The sequence below is a fragment of the Serratia sp. JSRIV004 genome (assembly GCF_019968705.1).
GTDB classification, from domain to species: domain Bacteria; phylum Pseudomonadota; class Gammaproteobacteria; order Enterobacterales; family Enterobacteriaceae; genus Chania; species Chania fonticola_B.
This window is the reverse complement of record NZ_CP074140.1, coordinates 3,810,782-3,829,346: the sequence shown is the minus strand read 5'-3', so window position 1 is coordinate 3,829,346 and position 18,565 is coordinate 3,810,782. Positions and strand designations below refer to the sequence as shown.

18 protein-coding genes are annotated in these 18,565 nt (G+C 56.2%); 15 read left to right on the top strand and 3 right to left on the bottom strand.

Annotated features, from left to right (window positions below; all coding sequences use genetic code 11):
* Positions 1-36: 36 nt before the first annotated feature.
* The 3 genes from KGP21_RS18420 (at position 37) to KGP21_RS18410 (ending at position 3,516) form a co-directional block, all read left to right on the top strand.
* Positions 37-1,518, top strand: coding sequence for a sugar ABC transporter ATP-binding protein (locus KGP21_RS18420; RefSeq protein WP_218519166.1), 1,482 nt, complete (start codon positions 37-39; stop codon positions 1,516-1,518).
* Between the two features lie 76 nt (positions 1,519-1,594).
* Positions 1,595-2,533, top strand: a complete 939-nt coding sequence (locus KGP21_RS18415; protein ID WP_037375581.1) for an ABC transporter permease — start codon at positions 1,595-1,597, stop codon at positions 2,531-2,533.
* 2 nt (positions 2,534-2,535) lie between these two features.
* A complete protein-coding gene (locus KGP21_RS18410; RefSeq protein WP_218519167.1) occupies positions 2,536-3,516 on the top strand; it encodes an ABC transporter permease in 981 nt (326 codons plus the stop codon).
* Positions 3,517-3,594: 78 nt separating this feature from the next.
* Here the strand turns inward: KGP21_RS18410 and dpiA are convergent, their stop codons facing one another.
* Positions 3,595-4,281 (bottom strand): two-component response regulator DpiA, encoded by a 687-nt coding sequence (dpiA, locus tag KGP21_RS18405; protein WP_059201159.1) that lies wholly within the window; start codon positions 4,279-4,281, stop codon positions 3,595-3,597.
* A 323-nt stretch (positions 4,282-4,604) separates the two neighbouring features.
* Here dpiA and citC point away from each other — a divergent pair, with 323 nt between their 5' ends.
* From citC to KGP21_RS18360, 9 genes are all read left to right on the top strand, one after another.
* The gene (gene citC, locus KGP21_RS18400; RefSeq protein WP_218519168.1) at positions 4,605-5,678 is read left to right on the top strand and encodes a [citrate (pro-3S)-lyase] ligase; all 1,074 of its coding nucleotides are present in this window, start codon (positions 4,605-4,607) and stop codon (positions 5,676-5,678) included.
* Positions 5,675-5,983, top strand: a complete 309-nt coding sequence (gene citD / locus KGP21_RS18395) for a citrate lyase acyl carrier protein (protein WP_021180301.1) — start codon at positions 5,675-5,677, stop codon at positions 5,981-5,983. Before citC ends, citD begins: the two co-directional genes overlap by 4 nt.
* A gap of 7 nt (positions 5,984-5,990) precedes the next feature.
* Positions 5,991-6,884: a citrate (pro-3S)-lyase subunit beta gene (gene citE / locus KGP21_RS18390; RefSeq protein ID WP_371824870.1), complete on the top strand. Its 894-nt coding sequence runs from the start codon at positions 5,991-5,993 to the stop codon at positions 6,882-6,884.
* The gene (citF, locus tag KGP21_RS18385; protein ID WP_223535952.1) at positions 6,884-8,389 is read left to right on the top strand and encodes a citrate lyase subunit alpha; all 1,506 of its coding nucleotides are present in this window, start codon (positions 6,884-6,886) and stop codon (positions 8,387-8,389) included. Before citE ends, citF begins: the two co-directional genes overlap by 1 nt.
* Positions 8,390-8,393: 4 nt before the next feature.
* Positions 8,394-8,942, top strand: a complete 549-nt coding sequence (gene citX / locus KGP21_RS18380; protein ID WP_094982591.1) for a citrate lyase holo-[acyl-carrier protein] synthase — start codon at positions 8,394-8,396, stop codon at positions 8,940-8,942.
* On the top strand, positions 8,923-9,816 hold the full coding sequence (gene citG, locus KGP21_RS18375; RefSeq protein WP_059201157.1) for a triphosphoribosyl-dephospho-CoA synthase CitG: 894 nt from the start codon (positions 8,923-8,925) through the stop codon (positions 9,814-9,816). The genes citX and citG overlap by 20 nt, the downstream gene beginning before the upstream one ends.
* Before the next feature lie 31 nt (positions 9,817-9,847).
* A complete protein-coding gene (locus KGP21_RS18370) occupies positions 9,848-11,311 on the top strand; it encodes an anion permease (RefSeq protein ID WP_021180306.1) in 1,464 nt (487 codons plus the stop codon).
* Between the two features lie 144 nt (positions 11,312-11,455).
* On the top strand, positions 11,456-12,688 hold the full coding sequence (agp, locus tag KGP21_RS18365; protein WP_218519169.1) for a bifunctional glucose-1-phosphatase/inositol phosphatase: 1,233 nt from the start codon (positions 11,456-11,458) through the stop codon (positions 12,686-12,688).
* Positions 12,689-12,771: 83 nt separating this feature from the next.
* Positions 12,772-13,467, top strand: coding sequence for a 4'-phosphopantetheinyl transferase (locus KGP21_RS18360; RefSeq protein WP_223535950.1), 696 nt, complete (start codon positions 12,772-12,774; stop codon positions 13,465-13,467).
* 10 nt (positions 13,468-13,477) lie between these two features.
* On the opposite strand, the gene rarD is transcribed toward KGP21_RS18360, so the two are convergent.
* Positions 13,478-14,359 carry an EamA family transporter RarD gene (rarD, locus tag KGP21_RS18355; RefSeq protein WP_223499994.1) on the bottom strand — a complete coding sequence of 294 codons (882 nt, stop codon included), beginning with the start codon at positions 14,357-14,359 and terminating at the stop codon, positions 13,478-13,480.
* Between the two features lie 138 nt (positions 14,360-14,497).
* Between rarD and alkB the strand changes: the two genes are divergently transcribed.
* Positions 14,498-15,145: a DNA oxidative demethylase AlkB gene (gene alkB / locus KGP21_RS18350; protein WP_021805780.1), complete on the top strand. Its 648-nt coding sequence runs from the start codon at positions 14,498-14,500 to the stop codon at positions 15,143-15,145.
* On the opposite strand, the gene KGP21_RS18345 is transcribed toward alkB, so the two are convergent.
* Positions 15,107-16,063 carry a LysR family transcriptional regulator gene (locus tag KGP21_RS18345; RefSeq protein WP_021805779.1) on the bottom strand — a complete coding sequence of 319 codons (957 nt, stop codon included), beginning with the start codon at positions 16,061-16,063 and terminating at the stop codon, positions 15,107-15,109. The genes alkB and KGP21_RS18345 overlap by 39 nt on opposite strands.
* Positions 16,064-16,147: 84 nt before the next feature.
* On the opposite strand from KGP21_RS18345, the gene KGP21_RS18340 reads away from it, so the two are divergent.
* Both KGP21_RS18340 and KGP21_RS18335 read left to right on the top strand, forming a co-directional pair.
* Positions 16,148-16,777 carry an alanyl-tRNA editing protein gene (locus tag KGP21_RS18340; protein ID WP_223535948.1) on the top strand — a complete coding sequence of 210 codons (630 nt, stop codon included), beginning with the start codon at positions 16,148-16,150 and terminating at the stop codon, positions 16,775-16,777.
* 145 nt (positions 16,778-16,922) lie between these two features.
* Positions 16,923-18,548, top strand: a complete 1,626-nt coding sequence (locus tag KGP21_RS18335) for a TIGR04028 family ABC transporter substrate-binding protein (RefSeq protein ID WP_223535946.1) — start codon at positions 16,923-16,925, stop codon at positions 18,546-18,548.
* Positions 18,549-18,565: the final 17 nt, after the last annotated feature.

The window sequence follows — 18,565 nt, the reverse complement described above, 5'->3', positions numbered from 1 at the left end:
CTCTGCAACCATTGCTCGCCTGGCGTAAGAGGATGTATGCAGCCATTTATTACCCTGGAAAATATCAGTAAAACCTTTTATGGCGTCAAGGCGCTGAATAAGGTGGCTATGACCCTGTTACCGGGTGAGGTACATTGCCTCGCTGGGCAGAACGGTTGTGGCAAATCAACACTGATCAAGATTATCTCCGGTGTTTACCAACCCGATAGAGATGCCGCCATTATTATTGATGGCAAAACCTATTCAACCCTGACACCTATTGAGTCTGTCCGCCTGGGGATCCAGGTCATTTATCAGGATTTATCCTTATTCCCGAATCTGACCGTGGCTGAGAATATCGCCATGAACCATTATCACCATCAGCTGTGGGTGAATAAACGTCAGATGCGTGAGACCGCCGAACGCGTCATTAACAGCATTGATGCCCACCTTAATCTGGACGAATTGGTTGAGAATTTATCCATCGCCCAGAAACAGTTAGTCGCTATCTGTCGTGCACTGGCACAAGATGCCCGCCTCATTGTGATGGATGAGCCAACCGCGTCGCTGACCCGGCAGGAAGTCAACGGCTTGCTACGGGTGGTGCATGAGCTGAAATCACGCAATATCTGTGTGGTATTTGTGAGTCACCGGTTGAGCGAAGTGCTGGAGATTTCAGACCGTATTACCGTGCTGAAAGATGGCCAGTGGGTTGGAACCTACCCTGCGGCTGAAGTGGACAACCAGCGGCTTGCCTGGCTGATGACGGATATGAAATTTGATTTTCAGGTGCTACCGCCTTACAGCGAAGCACGCCCTGTCGTGATGGCAGTGGAAGCGCTTTCCCGTGGCAATCAATATCAGGATATCTCACTGGCTTTGCATCCTGGCGAAATTGTCGCGCTGGTTGGTTTGCTCGGGTCTGGCCGCACAGAACTGTGCCTCAGTCTATTTGGTTTAACCAAACCCGAGTCGGGCAGCATTCGTATCAATGATAAGCCAATGCGGTTCGCCAGTAACCGCGATGCCATTGCCGCCGGTGTGGGCTATGTCTCGGAAGACCGGATGAGCACCGGGCTGATTATGGAGCAATCAATCCGCGACAATATCAGTGCCACGGTATTACACCGGCTTAAAAATGCCTTGCACCTGATGCGGGCCGAGCGAGTCGACACGCTGGTCGAAGACATGGTGAAACATCTGTCGATCAAAATCGGTAATAGCGACCTGCCGGTCAATACGTTATCCGGTGGAAATGCCCAGCGTATTGCCATCGCCAAATGGCTGGCAACCGACCCGCAAATACTGATCCTCGACTCGCCGACCGTTGGGGTCGACATCGCCAACAAAGCAGGCATTTATAATATTATCAATGCATTGGCGGCGCGGGGGATTGCGGTATTAATGGTTTGTGATGAGATTGATGAAGCTTACTTTAATAGCCACCGTATTCTGGTTATGCGGTCTGGGCGGCTTGTGCAGGAGTTCTTGCCGAGTAACTGCAGCGAAGCTGCCATTGCGGAGGTAGTCAATGGCTAATCCCCATGCACTCAATAAGCCTGATGTAGGCAAAACAGGATTATTTAATAAAGAGCATCTGAAACGCCATGAAGTTATGTTGGCTTTTACCCTATTGATTATTTCGACTTATCTTGCTTTCACCAGCCCAGAATTTTTGACGCTCGCCAATATTTATGACTTGATAAATAACTACGCCATGCTGACCATTTTGGCGTGCGGGTTTTTTATCGTCTTGATTTCTGGCGGTATTGACATTTCATTCCCGGCGATGACCATTATCTCGCAATATGTCATGGTGACATTCATTGCGAAGTTTGGCGGTAATTTCCCGGTGGCTTTCGCGTTGGCAGGAGGCATCGGATTGTTGCTGGGGTTGATCAATGCGCTCTTGGTTAATCGCCTGCGGGTACCGTCCATCATTATTACCATTTCCACGCTGAATATCTTCTACGGGTTGCTGCTGTATCTCAGCCGGGGTGTCTGGCTGTATACCTATCCGGAATGGTTCGAACATGGGCCAATGCTGTTCTCCTTCACCGCCGCTGACGGCTATGACTATGGCCTTTCGCTGCCCATTTTGACCTTGCTGGCGACGATTATTGTCACTGCTTTGGTGATGACACGCACCAGCATTGGCCGGCAAATTTATGCGTTGGGCGGTAATCAGGAAGCGGCATCCCGCATGGGGTTCAGCATTGTAAAGCTGCAACTGTTTGTTTATGGCTATATGGGGTTTTTATCCGGTATCGCCGGTGTGGTGCAGTCCTATACCGTCTTGACGGTGGCACCGGATTCGTTGCTCGGTTATGAACTCACCGTGCTGGCGGCGGTGGTGCTGGGCGGTACCAGTATTGTCGGTGGACGGGGGACCCTAACCGGCACTCTGCTCGGGGTGATCTTGCTGGCAATATTGCAAAATGGTCTGAATTTACTGGGTATTTCGTCGTACTGGCATAGCGTGGTGATCGGTCTGGTGATAGTCATCAGTATCAGTGTGACAGCCTGGGGCCAACGTCATAAGGTAGGGATATAACCATGTCGAAAACAACTCAACGTGATCATACCGAGCGCTGGTTGGTGGCACTGCTGGTGCTGGTGGCGGGCGTGTTCAGTGTGCTGATCCCACAGGTATTCTGGTCTGCGGCCAATTTCCAATCCATCGCCTCACAGATCCCCGTCGTGGGGATATTGACGCTGGCAATGGCGATCACCATGCTGACCGGTGGCATCAACTTATCCATTATTGCCACTGCGAACGCCAGTGCGCTGGTGATGGCCTGGGTGTGTACCCATCTTGAGCCAACGTTCAGTTCATTGATAGTGATGCTGTTGGCGGGGGGGGCGGTTGCCTTGGTGGTGGGGATCATCAATGGGGTGCTTATCTCGGTGGTTCGGGTATCCCCAATTTTGGCGACACTGGGCATCATGACCTTGCTCAAAGGGATCAATGTGCTGATCTCCAAAGGCTCGGCGATTTCTAACTTTCCGAGCTATGTACTGGCATTGGACCGCAGCTATTTTCTTGGGGTTCCAGTCCCGCTTTACCTGTTTGCCGTGGTGGCGTTGCTGCTTTGGCTTATGTTGGCCAAGACCCCGCTGGGCCGTCAGATATACCTGTCCGGCTCCAACGAGAAAGCCACCTTTTACTCTGGGATTAACACCCGCCGCACGCTGATTTGGGTTTATGTGATTTCCTCGTTACTGTGCGCCGTCGCGGCGTTGCTGATGATGTCGAAACTCAACTCGGCCAAAGCCTCCTACGGCGAGTCACTGTTGCTTATCACTATCCTGGCGACGGTATTGGGTGGGGTAAATCCTGACGGCGGATTTGGTAGGGTCTTCGGCATTGTGTTAGCGCTGTTCCTGCTGCAAATGCTGGAGAGCGGGCTAAATATCATGGGCGTCAGTAGCTATATCACCATGGCACTGTGGGGGTCGCTACTGCTGGCGTTTATCTTTGTCAAAGGTGCGAAGGTCCTGGCATTGCGGTTCTTAGGGCAGAACAAGCCGTTGTAGTGATAGGGCAAGTTCACCAAACAGGTTCGATAGCCTCAGAAGCAGCCCACTACATCACTGTATGTTGGGCGCTCCTGTTTAACCATGGCTTGCTGAACGATAGATCCGCTGGGGTCTGCCCACCTTGCCGTAAATAATCTCCGCCACTAATTGATCGTTGGCGCTAAAAAACTCCAGGTAGCGCCGAGCGGTGGTGCGGCTCAGCCCAATTTGTTGTGCCACGCTTTCTGCCGTATGACGCACCTGCGGATCTTCGAACAAATCGCGGATCTTTATCAGCGTCAGCTCATCAATGCCGGTGGGCAACGCGGCCTGATCGCCACCGCGGGCGTAGGTGTTGAACATTTCATCAATGCGGCGTTGGTTGACCCGCGCCTTGTCTTTCAGCGCTTCGCGCCGTTGGCTAAAGCGTTGCAGGGTTTGCGCCAGGCGGTCATAGGCCAGGGGTTTGATCAGGTAATCGAACACGCCATAGCGCAGCGCTTCGGCCACGGTGTCCATATCGCTGGCGGCGGTGATAAACACAATGCCACCGCCGTAGCCTTGTAGCGTCAGTTCGCGCAGTAGTTCTATGCCTTGGCCGTCTGGCAGGAAATTATCCAGCAGGATCAGATCGGGTTTGAAACGCTCGGTCATCGTGCGTGCCTGTGCCAGGGTACCCGCCAGCCAAATCTGCCGGCATCCGCCATTCTGCTTGATGAATTCCGCATGCATTTCTGCCAACGGCGTTTCATCCTCAACAATCAGAATATTTAGCCACTCCATGTTAATTCCCCGTTGCTTAATTACGTTGCTAATTAAATCTCAGCGAGATGGTTATTTAATTAAACACTATGTCGCTAATAAAAACTATAAAAATAATTAAGTAAATAAAAACCATTAAACAACTTATTTACTGCGGGTAGATTGTGAAATAGGTCAATAATCAGGGCGTTATTTGTGTTTAACATGGCGCCATTAAATACCCCGTTCGTGTTATGGACCATTTCAACTCGATGGTTTTTAAGGTTTTTATTACACCTTAATGTTAACTGTAATGGGATTTTGTATTTCAAATGTTATTGATAAGTTATTTTAGAGAGACTGACATGCTGGGCGATACCGTATTTACTCGGGTGAAAAGATCGGATCACAAAAATATAGCCTCAATTAATGCTTTTTTGCGTAGTAACGATCTGAATATTGATACCACGGTCGAGGTTTTTATCACCGTGACCCAGGGCGAGCAATTGGTTGCCTGCGGAGGTATCGCCGAAAATATTATCAAATGCGTGGCCATCAGCCCGCAAATGCGCGGTGAAGGCCTGGCGTTATCATTGGCGACCGAACTGGTGAATCTGGCCTATGAGCGCCATCACACCCAGCTGTTTATCTACACCAAAGTGCAGAATGAGACGCTGTTTCGCCAGTGTGGTTTTTATCCGATTGCCAGCGTGCCGGGCATCGTGGTGCTGATGGAAAACAGCCCGTGCCGCCTGAAGCGTTACGCCGCGCAACTGGCCAGCGAGCGCCAGCCGGGCGACACCATTGGCAGCATCGTGATGAATGCCAACCCCTTTACCCGTGGCCATCAATATCTGGTGCGGGAAGCCGCCGCCCAATGTGACTGGCTGCATCTGTTCCTGGTGAAGGAAAACACCTCACGCTTCCCGTATGAAGATCGCCGCGATCTGGTACTGAAGGGCACCGAGGGGATCACCAATTTGACGGTGCATGAGGGGTCTCAATACGTGATCTCCCGTGCCACTTTCCCTTGCTACTTCATTAAAGAGCAGGGGGTTGCCGACGACTGTTACACCGAAATCGATCTGAAAATCTTCCGCCAGTATCTGGCCCCCGCGTTGGGCATCACGCATCGATTTGTCGGCAACGAACCGTTCTGCGCCGTAACGGCGAAATACAACCGCGACATGCGTTATTGGCTGGAAACTCCGGCGCTGCCTAGCCCACCGATCGATCTGGTGGAAATTGAGCGCTTGCAGTACCAGGGCACGGCGATCTCTGCCTCCTGGGTGCGCAAGCTGCTGGCCGCGGGAGACTTCCACGCCGCAGCGCCTTTGGTGCCGAAAGACACGCTGTACTACCTGCAGGATCTGCAGGCACAGCGCCGGGCCAAGCCAGTACCGCAAGAATTTGAGTCCGCACAATCAGGTGAACAATGAAAATAATCCGAGAAGCAATGGCCGGCACGCTGGAATCCAGCGATGTCATGGTCCGTATCGCGCCAGCAGAAGGCCCGGAACACGATCTGCTGATTGCCAGCAGCGTGGAAAAACAGTTCGGCGATGCCATCCGCCACACCCTGTTGCAGGTTTTGCAGCAGTATGACGTGCCGCCGGTGCAGGTGATTGTCGACGATAAAGGCGCACTGGACTGTGTGCTGCGTGCACGGCTGGAAACCGCGCTGATGCGTGCCAGCGAAACCGCCGCACTGCCTTGGGAGGAACGCCGTGAAAACGCTGAATAAACACCGTATGCGCCGCAGCATGCTTTTCGTACCGGGGGCAAATGCCGCCATGGTCAGCAACGCTTTTATCTATCAGGCCGATGCGTTGATGTTCGATCTGGAAGACTCGGTGATCCTGCGTGAGAAAGACGCGGCCCGTCGCCTGGTGTATCACGCGCTGCAACACCCGCTGTATCAGGAAGTTGAAACCATTGTGCGCGTTAACGCCTTGGATTCGGCCTATGGCCTGGCGGATCTGCAAGCGGTGGTGCGCGGCGGGGCGGATATCGTCCGTCTGCCAAAAACCGACACCGCGCAGGACGTGGTGGATATGGAGCGTGAAATCGCCGCCATTGAACGTGCCTGTGGTCGCCCGGTCGGCAGCACTGGCCTGCTGGCGGCGATCGAGTCCGCACAGGGCATCACCAACGCGGTGGCGATTGCGCAGGCTTCCCCAAGGTTGATCGGGATTGCGCTGGGTGCCGAAGACTATGTGCGTAATCTGCGTACCGAGCGCTCGCCGGAAGGCATTGAACTGCTGTTCGCCCGTTGCTCACTGTTGCAGGCTGCCCGCTCGGCCGGGATCCAGGCGTTCGATACCGTCTATTCCGATGCCAACAATGAAGCGGGTTTCCTACAGGAAGCGGCGCTGATCAAACAGCTGGGTTTTGACGGTAAATCCCTGATTAACCCACGCCAGATCGAACTGCTGCACAACCTGTATGCACCAACCGCCAAAGAAGTGGCTCATGCCCAGCGAGTGGTCGATGCGGCAGAGGCGGCAGAAAAAGAGGGGTGCGGCGTGGTTTCGCTGAACGGCAAGATGGTCGATAGCCCGGTGATTGAACGGGCCCGTCTGGTACTGCAACGCGCAGCGCTTTCCGGCGTGCGTGAAGAACCGAACCACAGCGAGGAAGCATGATGAAACGCCAACAACGCCTGATGACCTTGAACAATCACGCCGAGATGCGGCTTTATCAGGAAGCCTCCAAGGCCAACCTGCAGGCGCGGAAACCGCGCGATATCAAACGCTGTGAGTCGCTGGAAGTGGCGATCCGCCGCAGCGGCCTGCAGGACGGCATGACCATCTCTTTCCACCACGCATTCCGTGGCGGCGATCTGGCCCTCAACCAGGTGATGGATGTGCTGGCGAAGATGGGCTTCCGCAACCTGACGCTGGCCTCCAGTTCATTGACCGATTGCCATGCGCCGCTGGTCGGCCATATCCGCAACGGGGTGGTGAGCCGTATTTATACCTCTGGCCTGCGTGGGCCGTTGGCAGATGCCATTTCGCGCGGCTTGCTGAAAGAGCCGGTGCAGGTTCACTCGCACGGTGGCCGGGTCAACCTGGTCGAGTCGGGTGAGTTGCAGATCGACGTTGCCTTCCTCGGGGTGCCTACCTGCGATGAGTTCGGCAATGCCAACGGTTATACCGGCGATGCCTGCTGCGGTTCGCTCGGCTATGCCAAGGTGGATGCCGCCGCGGCCCGTAGCGTAGTGCTATTGACCGAAGCGATCGTGCCTTATCCGCATCATCCCGCCAGTCTGGCACAGGATCAGGTCGATCTGATCGTGCAGTTGGAGCGAGTAGGGGATGCGGACAAGATTGGGGCCGATGCCACGCGAATGACCTCCAACCCGCGTGAGCTGTTGATTGCCCGCCGTGCTGCCGAAGTGATCGTCGATTCCGGCTACTTTACCGAAGGCTTTTCCCTCCAGACCGGCACCGGTGGCGCTTCGTTGGCCGTAACCCGCTTCCTGGAAGACAAGATGCGTGCCCGTGGCGTCCGCGCCGGTTTTGCACTGGGCGGCATCACCTCCACCATGGTGGATCTGCATGAGAAAGGCCTGATCGGCAAACTGCTGGACGTGCAGAGCTTTGACCGTGCGGCGGCCATGTCATTGGCTCGCAACCCAAACCATATTGAGATCAGCGCCAATCAGTACGCCAACTTCAGCTCCAAGGGTGCGTCGGTTGATCGCCTGGACGTGGTGGTGCTGAGCGCGCTGGAAATTGACACCGGCTTTAACGTTAACGTGCTGACCGGCTCCGACGGGGTGATCCGTGGCGCTTCCGGTGGCCACTGTGATACCGCAGCGGCGGCGCGGTTGGCGATTATTGTCGCACCGTTGGTGCGTGGCCGCATTCCTACGCTGGTTGAGCAGGTGACCACCTGCGTTACACCGGGCTCCAGCATCGACATTCTGGTGACCGACCACGGTATTGCCGTAAACCCGGCTCGCCCAGAACTGGCGCAGAGATTACGTGATGCTGGCCTGCAGGTGGTCACCATCGAATGGCTGCGTGAGCGTGCGCTGGTACTGACCTGCGAACCGAAACCGATCGCCTTTACCGACAACGTGGTGGCCGTGGTGCGCTATCGCGACGGTTCGGTGATTGACGTCGTACATCAGGTCGCGGAGTAACGCCATGGCTTACATCTCCCCCGAATTGGCCGCCAGCCGCGCCGTAAGTTTGCCCGAACTGCTTTCCAGCCGTGAATGCCGGCAGGCACGGCAACAGGCGTGGCTGGCGCGCCATCCTACCGCCACGCTGGTGGTGCTCACACTCGTGGTGCCGGGGGCGGTGAAAGACAGCCCCATGACGCGGCGCGTGTTCAATCTGGGCAGGCAGGCCTTGCAGCAGATGTATCGCCAGCAAGGCTGGCTTTGTTTGCAGCAGAAGACCCTGGCACTGCCCACTGGCTGCGAGGGCTATCTGGCGCTGCAAGCCGATGCCCGCGCGGTGAAAGAGGCCACCATCCAACTGGAAATCCAGCAGCCAATTGGCCGCCTGTGGGATATCGATGTACTGACCCCGCAAGGGAAGATCCTGTCGCGGCGTGAACTTGGTCTGCCTGAACGCAGCTGTCTGCTGTGCAATCAGCCAGCCAAGATTTGCGCCCGCCAGCAGAGCCACAGCACCGAACAACTGCTCACTGCAATGGAAAGGATGCTCAATGATGCACTCCCAGCCTGACTGGCAGCCGACGGTTACAGATCTTTCGCACAGCCAGCGCTTTGCTCGCGACGCCTATCGGGCGCTGTTGGTGGAGGTCAACCTGACGCCGAAACCGGGGTTGGTCGATCGCCACAACAATGGCGCGCATCGCGACATGGATATTGGCCATTTCTACCGTAGCTCAAGGGCGATTGGCCGGTGGCTGCCCTATTTTATCCGCCAGGGTATGGCCGACGCCGCTTTGCCCGCCGAGCAGCAGCTTGCACGCCTGCGCCCATTGGGCATGGCCTGTGAAGAACAGATGTTCCACGCCACCGGCGGCATCAACACCCATAAAGGCAGCGTGTTCTCGCTGGGGCTGTTGTGCTGCGCCTTTGGCCGCTTACAGCAACAACAACGGCAAATTGACGCCCAAAGCCTGTGTGGCGAAGTGGCCGAGATGTGCCGTGGGTTGGTTAGCCGGGAGCTGCAACGTAACAACGCGGGCCAGACGGCAGGGCAACGGTTATTTGCCGAGTTTGGCCTGAGCGGTGCCCGTGGTGAGGCTGAATCCGGCTTTCAGCGGGTGAGCGGCGGTGCGTTACCGCTGTATCACCAGAGGATCGCCAGTGGTTGTGGAGAACAGGTCGCGCTGCTGGACAGCCTGCTGTGGCTGATGGCGCATAACGATGATACCAACGTCGCCTCGCGGGGCGGCATTAAAGGGCTGCGCTGGTTACAACACTACGCCAGCCAGTTATTGGCACAGGGAGGGGCAGGTACGGCGCAAGGAATTGCCCGTTTGCGGCAGTTCGACGTTGCGTGCATCGCCCGCAATCTTAGCCCCGGCGGTAGTGCCGATTTATTGATAGTCACCTGGCTGTTGGCGCAGTTGCCGCAGGCGGGGGCTTAAAAAAATAACGAAGCCTTCAGGAGAAGTGTCCATGTCCGAAACCAAAGAGAAAATCTGGAAAGCGATCGCCCCGTTGGTGGTGCTTGCCGTCCTGTTAATGATACCCACGCCGGAGGGGATGCCACCGCAAGCCTGGCGTTACTTTGCCATCTTTGTGGCGATGATTGTCGGTATGATCCTGGAGCCGATCCCGGCCACGGCGATCAGCTTTATTGCCGTGACCGTCAGCGTGCTCAGTTCCAACTGGGTGCTGTTTGGTGCCGAAGAGCTGGCCAATCCCAGCTTTAAAGCCGGTAAAGAGGCGCTCAAATGGGGGCTGGCCGGATTCTCCAGTACCACCGTCTGGCTGGTGTTTGGGGCCTTTATCTTCGCGCTGGGCTACGAGGCCACCGGGTTAGGGCGCCGCATCGCGCTGTTCCTGGTGAAGTTCATGGGCAAACGCACCCTGACGCTAGGCTACGCGGTGGTGATCATCGATATCATGTTGGCGCCGTTTACCCCGTCCAATACCGCGCGTACCGGCGGCACCGTATTCCCGGTGGTGAAGAACCTGCCGCCGCTGTTTGATTCCTTCCCTAACGATCCTTCCTCACGCCGCATTGGTGGTTACCTGATGTGGATGATGGTGGTGGGGACCAGCATCAGTTCCTCCATGTTTGTGACCGGCGCGGCACCTAACGTGTTGGGCATCGAGTTCGTCAACAAGATTGCCGGGATCAATATCACCTGGATGCAATGGTTCCTGGCCTTCCTGCCGGTTGGGCTGTTGCTGCTGATCGTTGCTCCGTTGATTTCCTACTACCTGTATAAGCCAGGTGTAACCCACAGCAACGAAGTGGCTGGCTGGGCCAGTACGGCACTGGGGGAAATGGGTAAACTGACCCGCAAAGAATATACCTTGATCGGTCTGGTGTTACTCAGCCTGTGTCTGTGGGTGTTCGGCGGTAAAATTTTGGATGCGACCACGGTGTGCTTGCTGGCGGTATCGCTGATGCTTGCCCTGCACGTGGTCAGTTGGAAAGACATCACCAAATACTCCAGCGCCTGGAATACCCTGGTTAACCTGGCAACCTTGGTGGTGATGGCCAGCGGCCTGAGCCGTTCCGGCTTTATTGACTGGTTTGCCACCACCATGAGCACCCATCTGGACGGTTTCTCACCGAAAATGACGGTGATTCTGCTGGTGCTGGTGTTCTACTACGCGCACTACCTGTTTGCCAGCCTGTCGGCCCACACCGCGACCATGTTGCCGATGATCCTGGCGGTAGGTAAAGGCTTGCCGGGCGTGCCGATGGAACACCTTTCCATCCTGCTGGTGCTGTCTATCGGTATCATGGGGGTATTGACCCCGTATGCCACTGGCCCAGGGGTAATCATCTACGGCTGTGGCTATGTGAAGTCGAAAGACTACTGGCGTCTTGGCGGTATCCTCGGCGTGGTGTATATCGCGGCGCTGCTGTTGATCGGCTGGCCAATTCTTAGCCTGTGGTATTAAGTTAATCGGCGGCCATCCACGGATGGCCGCTGTTGCAATCCCTTCCCCCGTGACGCCCGTCACACACTTTCATGTCGAACGCCGTCATTATACAAATCCAACGTTAACCTATTCAAAATAATCATATTTAGGGAGCCTCTGCGGATGAGAAAAAAAACGTTATTACTTTGCCTGCCTTTGCTGTTCAGCGGCACCGCCTTTGCCGAGAACGACGGTTATCAACTTGAGCAGGTGCTGGTGATGAGCCGCCATAACCTGCGCGCTCCGCTGGCGAACAACGGTAGCGTGCTGGCCCAGTCCACGCCGAAAGCCTGGCCACAGTGGGATACGCCAGGTGGCTTGCTGACCACCAAGGGCGGCGTGCTGGAAGTGTATATGGGCCACTATTTCAACGCGTGGCTCAAGCAGGCGGGCATTTTGCCGCAGGAAGGTTGCCCAGCCGCTGACAGCGTTTACGTGTATGCCAACAGCCTGCAACGCACGGTAGCCACCGCGCAGTTCTTTACCAACGGCGCATTCCCAGGCTGTGACATCAGCGTGCATCATCAGGAGAAAATGGGGGAGATGGATCCTACCTTCAACCCGATTATCACCAACAGCAGCGAAACCTTTAACCAGCAGGCGTTGAGCGCCATGAATGCCGAGCTGGCATCGCTGAAGCTGGACGCCTCCTACAAACAGCTCGAGCAGATCATCGACTACAAAGACTCCCCCGCCTGCAAGATCGACAAGCAGTGCAACCTGGCCACTGAGCCGAACAAAATGAGCGCGGTACCGGGGAAAGAGCCAGGCGTTTCTGGCCCGCTGAAAGTGGGTAACTCGCTGGTGGATGCCTTTATGCTGCAGTATTACGAAGGCTTCCCGATGAAAGAGGTGGCCTGGGGCAAGATTGTGACACCGCACCAGTGGCAGCAGTTGGCCAAGCTGAAAGATGGCTATCAGGATTCGCTGTTCACCTCGTCGGTCGTCGCCCAGAACGTTGCCAAACCGCTGCTGACCTACATCAACTCGGCGCTGATTAGCGAGCGCAAGGCGGATTCACCGAAGCTGACCGTGCTGGTGGGGCATGATTCCAACATCGCTTCCTTGCTGTCAGCGATGAAGTTCAAGCCGTATGCGTTGCCGAAGCAGTATGAGAAAACCCCGATTGGCGGCAAGCTGGTGTTTCAACGCTGGCATGATGGCAAGGGCGATCGCGATCTGTTGAAGATTGAGTATGTCTACCAATCCACCGAACAGTTGCGTAATGCCGAACCGCTGACGCTGAGCACCCCGCCGCAGCGCGTCACCCTGGCGCTGGAAGGCTGCCCGGTAGATAAAGACGGCTTCTGCGCCTGGAGCGACTTTGAAAAAACCATGAAGGACGTCTTGCATTAACCTTGCTGCCGGGGCGAACCGTTTCGCCCCGGCCAGCCACGCGGTATATACTGTCTCAACGGATCCTTTGTCACGGATGAAACGTGCTCTCTTCTTTTATTCTCAACGCTAAATTACTGCCGATTGACGGCTTTACCGGCCTGATCGCGCAATGTCACTTCTCTGTCGCGGATTATCACGACGATCTGTTTGCTGCCGCCGGTATCGATTTCCCTGAACATGTCGCACCCGCAGTCGCCAAACGTAAGGCGGAATATCTTGCCGGGCGCTATCTGGCGCGCTGGGTGCTGGCAGAGTTGGGCCATCAGGATTTCACTTTATTGCGCGGGGAGAAACGTGAACCGCTCTGGCCCGCCGGAATTGCCGGGGCGATCAGCCACAATAATGATACGGCGCTGTGTGCCGCTCAGCATGAGGATGGGGCAGGTGGCGTGGGCATTGATGTGGAAACGCAGATGCCATCTGTACGAGCAGAAGAGTTGTGGAGCGGCATCGTCAATGAGAACGAATGCCAGTGGTTACGCCAACGGCTACAGCCCTTTAATCTGCTGTTGACGCTGGTATTTTCCGCCAAGGAAAGCCTGTTCAAGGCGCTTTACCCGCAGGTACGCTGCTACTTTGATTTTATGGATGCGCGGATCGTCGGGTTGGATATGCAGGCGCAGACCTTTGAGCTGGAGTTGCTAACAACGTTGACGCCACGATGCCAAGCAGGCCGTCGGTTTAAAGGACGTTTCTGGCTGCAAGGTGACGCCGTAACAACGTTTATTTGTTTTTAAAATCAGAATTTTAATACCTACGGCGTCGTAGCAGATGGCGCGCACCTTCCAGCACCAGCAACATGACCGCCAGCCAGATCGGGATATAGGTCAGCCATTGGTTGGCGTTAATGGTTTCCCCCAATAGCAGCGCGACGATCACCAGCAACACCGGTTCTACATAGCTCAGCAGGCCAAACAGGCTGAAGGGGAGCAGGCGGCTGGCAAGGATATAGCACACCAGCGCCAGAGCGCTGATAATGCCCAACAGCGGGATCTGCAAATACAGCAGCGGTTTGGCCGTCAGTGCCGCCAGCGGTTCTGAGCCACCAAGGGCAAACAGCGCGGCAACTGGCAGCATCAGCGTCAGTTCACACCACAACCCGCCCAGATGATCGGTGCCCAAGCGGCGACGCAGAATAAAGTAAACCGGATAACCTAGCGCGACGACCAGCGTTGACCAGGAAACCCCGCCCACCAGGATCAGCTCATTACCCACGCCGACCAATGCGCATAGGGCCGCCATTTTTTGCAGCACAGACAGGCGATCGCGGAAAAACACTCGCCCTGCCAACACCATGGTCAGCGGCAGCAGGAAATAGCCGAGTGAGACATCCAGCGCCATCCCGTGCAGCGGTGCCCACAGGAATAGCCACAGCTGCACGCCCAGCAGGGAAGTGGTGAGCAGCAACAACAGCACGCGTTGCGGACGCTGCCGTAGCCAGTGCAGCATCTCTTTCACCCGCGCCCAGTCGCCGGAAAACAGCATAAACAGCGTCAGAAACGGCAGCGTCAGCAGGGTGCGCCAGCCATAGATTTCCTCGCCGTCGAGTGGGGTTAGCATTGAGGTGTAGTAATACATCACGCCGAACAGCAGGGAAGCGACGACGGAAAGTATGATGCCTTTGATCACCAGCGTTCCTGATTATTAATGGAATTTCCTGCGGCTACTCTAAGGCTATTTAGCTCTAACAACAATGGATTACGCTGGACTGGACAACAACGGCCAAGCGGTTAGAATTACACCTGTGTATTTATCCAGGTAATGACGATGACAATCGATCTGTTTGAGGATGCGCTGCCGCCGCCCTGGCGTGAGGAAATCGCGCCGGGGGCGGTGGTATTGCACGGCTTTGTTCGCGATCACGGGCCGGAACTGCTGGCGGCGGTCAACGGCGTGGTGGCACAGGTGCCTTGGCGGCATATGACCACGCCGGGCGGCTTCACCATGTCGGTGGCCATGAGCTGGTGCGGCAACGGCTGGAACAGCGATAGCAATGGCTACCGCTATTCGCAACGCGATCCCGGTACTGGCAAAAGTTGGCCAGAAATCCCGGCAATTTTGCTGGCTTTGGCCGATGAAGCGGCCTTGCAGGCCGGGTTCGGTCATTACGTCCCGGACTCCTGCCTGATGAACCGCTACGATCCGGGCAGTAAGCTTTCACTGCATCAAGATAAAGACGAGCATGATTTTACGGCACCGATCGTTTCGGTATCGCTGGGGCTACCGGCCGTTTTTCAGTTTGGTGGCCTGCATCGCAGCGACAGAACGCGGCGCATCCCGCTGGCCCACGGTGATGTGGTAGTCTGGGGTGGCCCGTCGCGATTATGTTTCCACGGCATCATGCCGGTGAAAGAGGGCTATCATTCCCTGGTGGGGTCACACCGTATCAATATCACCCTGCGCAAGGCGCTTTAACGCGGGTTCCTGGCCTAAACTGGCCACCAGATAATCGATAAACACTCGCAGCTTGGGGGGCAGATGCTGAGTTGGGGCATACAGCAGCCACAGATCGCCATGATAGCTGCTGAGGAAATCCCACTCTGGCAACACCTGCACAATCTCACCGCTGGCTAGCGCCTGGTGGGCGGTAAAGTAAGGCAGGCTGCCGATACCGATATGCTGTTTCACCGCATCCAACCGAACCCCGGTGTGGTTGGCGGCATAGCGACCCCGCACATTGACCGAAACCGTCTTGCCATTGCGGCGAAAACGCCAACGTGCGTCGCTGGGCGTCTCCCCCAGATAAATACAGCTATGCTCCGTCAGGTCTCGTGGGTGACGCGGCGTGCCCTGTTGGGCCAGGTAATGCGGAGTGGCGCATAGCAAATGTTCGATGGTCATCAACGGGCGGCCGATCAGGCCCGGTGACGGTCGGTCGGTGATGCGCAGCGCCAGATCGACCCGATCGTCGATCAAATCCATATAACGGTCCTCCAGCCGCAGATGGACATCCACCTGCGGATAGCGCCGTAAGAACTCTGGCATGTGAGGGTGCAGGACAAAGTGCCCGACGGCTTTCGGTACGCTGATGCTGATTGTGCCTTCCGGCTCCGAGCTGTTCTGGTCGCTGATGGTCAACACTGAGTTGGCGGCATCCAGCATGCTGCGGCAGCGCTGAAACACGGCCTCGCCTTGCTCACTCAGGCGCAGTTTGCGGGTGGTGCGGTGCAACAGCCGTACGTTCAGCGCTTGTTCCAACCTGGCAACGCTGCGGCTGGTGGCAGAAGGCGAGCTGCCTAACTGGCGGGCGGCGGCGGAGAAGCTGCCGCTTTCCACCACCTGAACAAAAACGGCCATTTCAACCAGCAGTGTGGTGGAAAGATTTGTGCTCACGGCGCAAAGGTCCATTGTAAAGAAGACGGATTATCAGCCGATTATGGCACGAATATAATAACGGCGTTAACCAGGAGAGAGCCCATGACCGAACGACTTTATTATTATCACGATGATTTGCAGCTCCAGGCTCAGGTATTGTCCTGCACGGCGCAAGAGGATGGCAGCTATGCGGTGCAGTTGGATGCCACGCTGTTTCACCCACAGGGCGGCGGGCAGCCGAGCGATAGCGGCACGATCGGCGGTGTAGCGGTATTACGTGTTGCTGCGCAGGGCGATCAACTGCTCCATTATCTGGCCGCCCCCCTGCCTTGTGGTCCGGTGACGCTGGAAATCGACGGGGAGCAACGCCACTTACATACCCGCTGGCATTCTGCCGGGCATCTGATTGGCTGGCTTGGGGAAAACCGGGGCTGGCAGCCGGTGAAAGCGCACCACTGGCCGGGGGAAGGGCGTATTACCTTTGCACCGGGTGCACAGGCAACGGAACTGCAACCAGAATATTTGCAACAACGGCTGACGGACTTGATCGCCGCCGACTTGCCACGCAGGCAGCAGGAACAGCAAGGCGTCCGTCAGGTTGGGTTTGGCGATCTGCCTGCTTATGGCTGCGGTGGCACCCATGTGCGTTCGCTGGCGGAGTTGGGCAAGGTGCAAATTACCGCCGTCAAGATGAAGAAAGGGCAGTTGATTGTGCAGTATCAGGTGGATTGATGGGGCGTGCAGGTGTGCCCAGCCACGGCTTGGCGTGTTACTGCTTTTTTCATCATTAGTTAGCTAAATTAGTTCGTTCAACTCCGTGCCGTTTTGGTTTGTTATCTACCCCATAACAAACCGACATAAAGAAGGCACGGCACCCATGTTTAATTTTCCTTTCAAGACGTTAACCAGCGGACTGGTGGTGGTATTAGGCGCTGCGGCTGCGGCGAGCCCGGCCATCGCGGCGGTGCAGGGCGGCACGCTGATCTATCTGGAGCAGCAGGCCCATACCAATCTGTATCCCCCTTCAGGTGGGTTTTATCCCAATGGCGGTATCCTTAATCAGATCACCGACAAGCTGACCTACCAGAACCCGAAAACGCTGGAGATCGAACCCTGGATCGCCGAGTCCTGGTCCAGCAACCCCGATAAAACGGAATATACCTTCAAACTGCGCCCCGGAGTGACCTTCTCCGACGGGACACCGCTGGATGCCAACGCGGTAGCCAAGAACTTTGATACCTACGGCTTGGGCAATAAAGCGCTGCGCTTGCCGGTTTCCGAGGTGATCAATAACTATGACCACAGTGAGGTCATCGATCCGCTGACGGTCAAATTCTATTTCAAGCGCTCGTCCCCAGGATTCCTGCAAGGTACGGCGACCATCGGTTCCGGGCTGGTGTCGCTCAGCACGCTGAACCGCCAATACGATGAACTGGGTGATGCGCGCCATATTATCGGCTCTGGCCCGTTTGTGGTGAGCGGTGAAACCTTAGGGCGGGAGGTCGATCTCAGCGTACGCCAAGACTATAGTTGGGGGCCCGCCAAGCTGCCTCAGCAAGGGCGGGCCAATCTGGATGCCATCAAGGTGATCGTCACCCCGGAAGACAGCGTGCGAATTGGCGCGTTGCAGGCCGGGCAGGCGGACTTTATTCGCCAGATCCAGGCTTACGATGAGAAGCAAACCCAAGACCAGGGTTTTACGATCTATGCCGCGCCAACCCGTGGCGTAAACGACAGCATTGCCTTCAGGCCAGACAATCCGCTGGTGGCCGATATCCGCGTGCGGCAAGCGCTGCTGCATGCCACCGACAGCAAACAGATCGTCGATACGCTGTTCTCCGCCAACTATCCACAAGCCAAATCGGTGATTGCCTCCTCGGCAGCCGGTTTTGTCGATCTCTCCGATAAATTGACCTTCGATTTGGCGAAGGCCAACCGCCTGCTAGATGACGCTGGTTGGCAAAAGGGCAGCGATGGTCTGCGCCAGAAAGACGGTAAAAAGCTGTTGTTAACGGTGTACGAGTCGCTTCCGCAGCCGCAAAACAAGGCGGTGCTGCAATTGGTCTCGCAGCAATGGGGCAAGGTGGGGGCTCGGCTGAATATCTTGGCAGGCGATGCTGGCAGCCGGGTGGCAGATAACCTCGATCCGCAAAAGACCCCGGCTTCGGTGGTCGAAGTGGGCCGTGCCGATCCCGATGTGATTAAAAGCCAGTTTTATCCCACCAATCGTGATGGCCTGTTGCAGCAGGGGGGCACCAGCCAGAACAGTCAATTTATCGACAATTCGCTGAACCAACTGCTGCTGGGGATCGCCTCTGAAGTGGATCCGGCCAAGCGCTTGCAGATCGCCGGTGAGGCTCAAAAGTATCTGCTGGATCAGGCCTATGTGATCCCGTTCTTTGAAGAGCCGCAGGTCTTTGCCGGTGCTCCCTATCTGAAAGGCGTCAACTTTGAAGCCGTGGGTCGGCCAAGCTTCTATGGCGCGTGGTTAGAGAAACGCTAACGCCACATTCAAGGAGA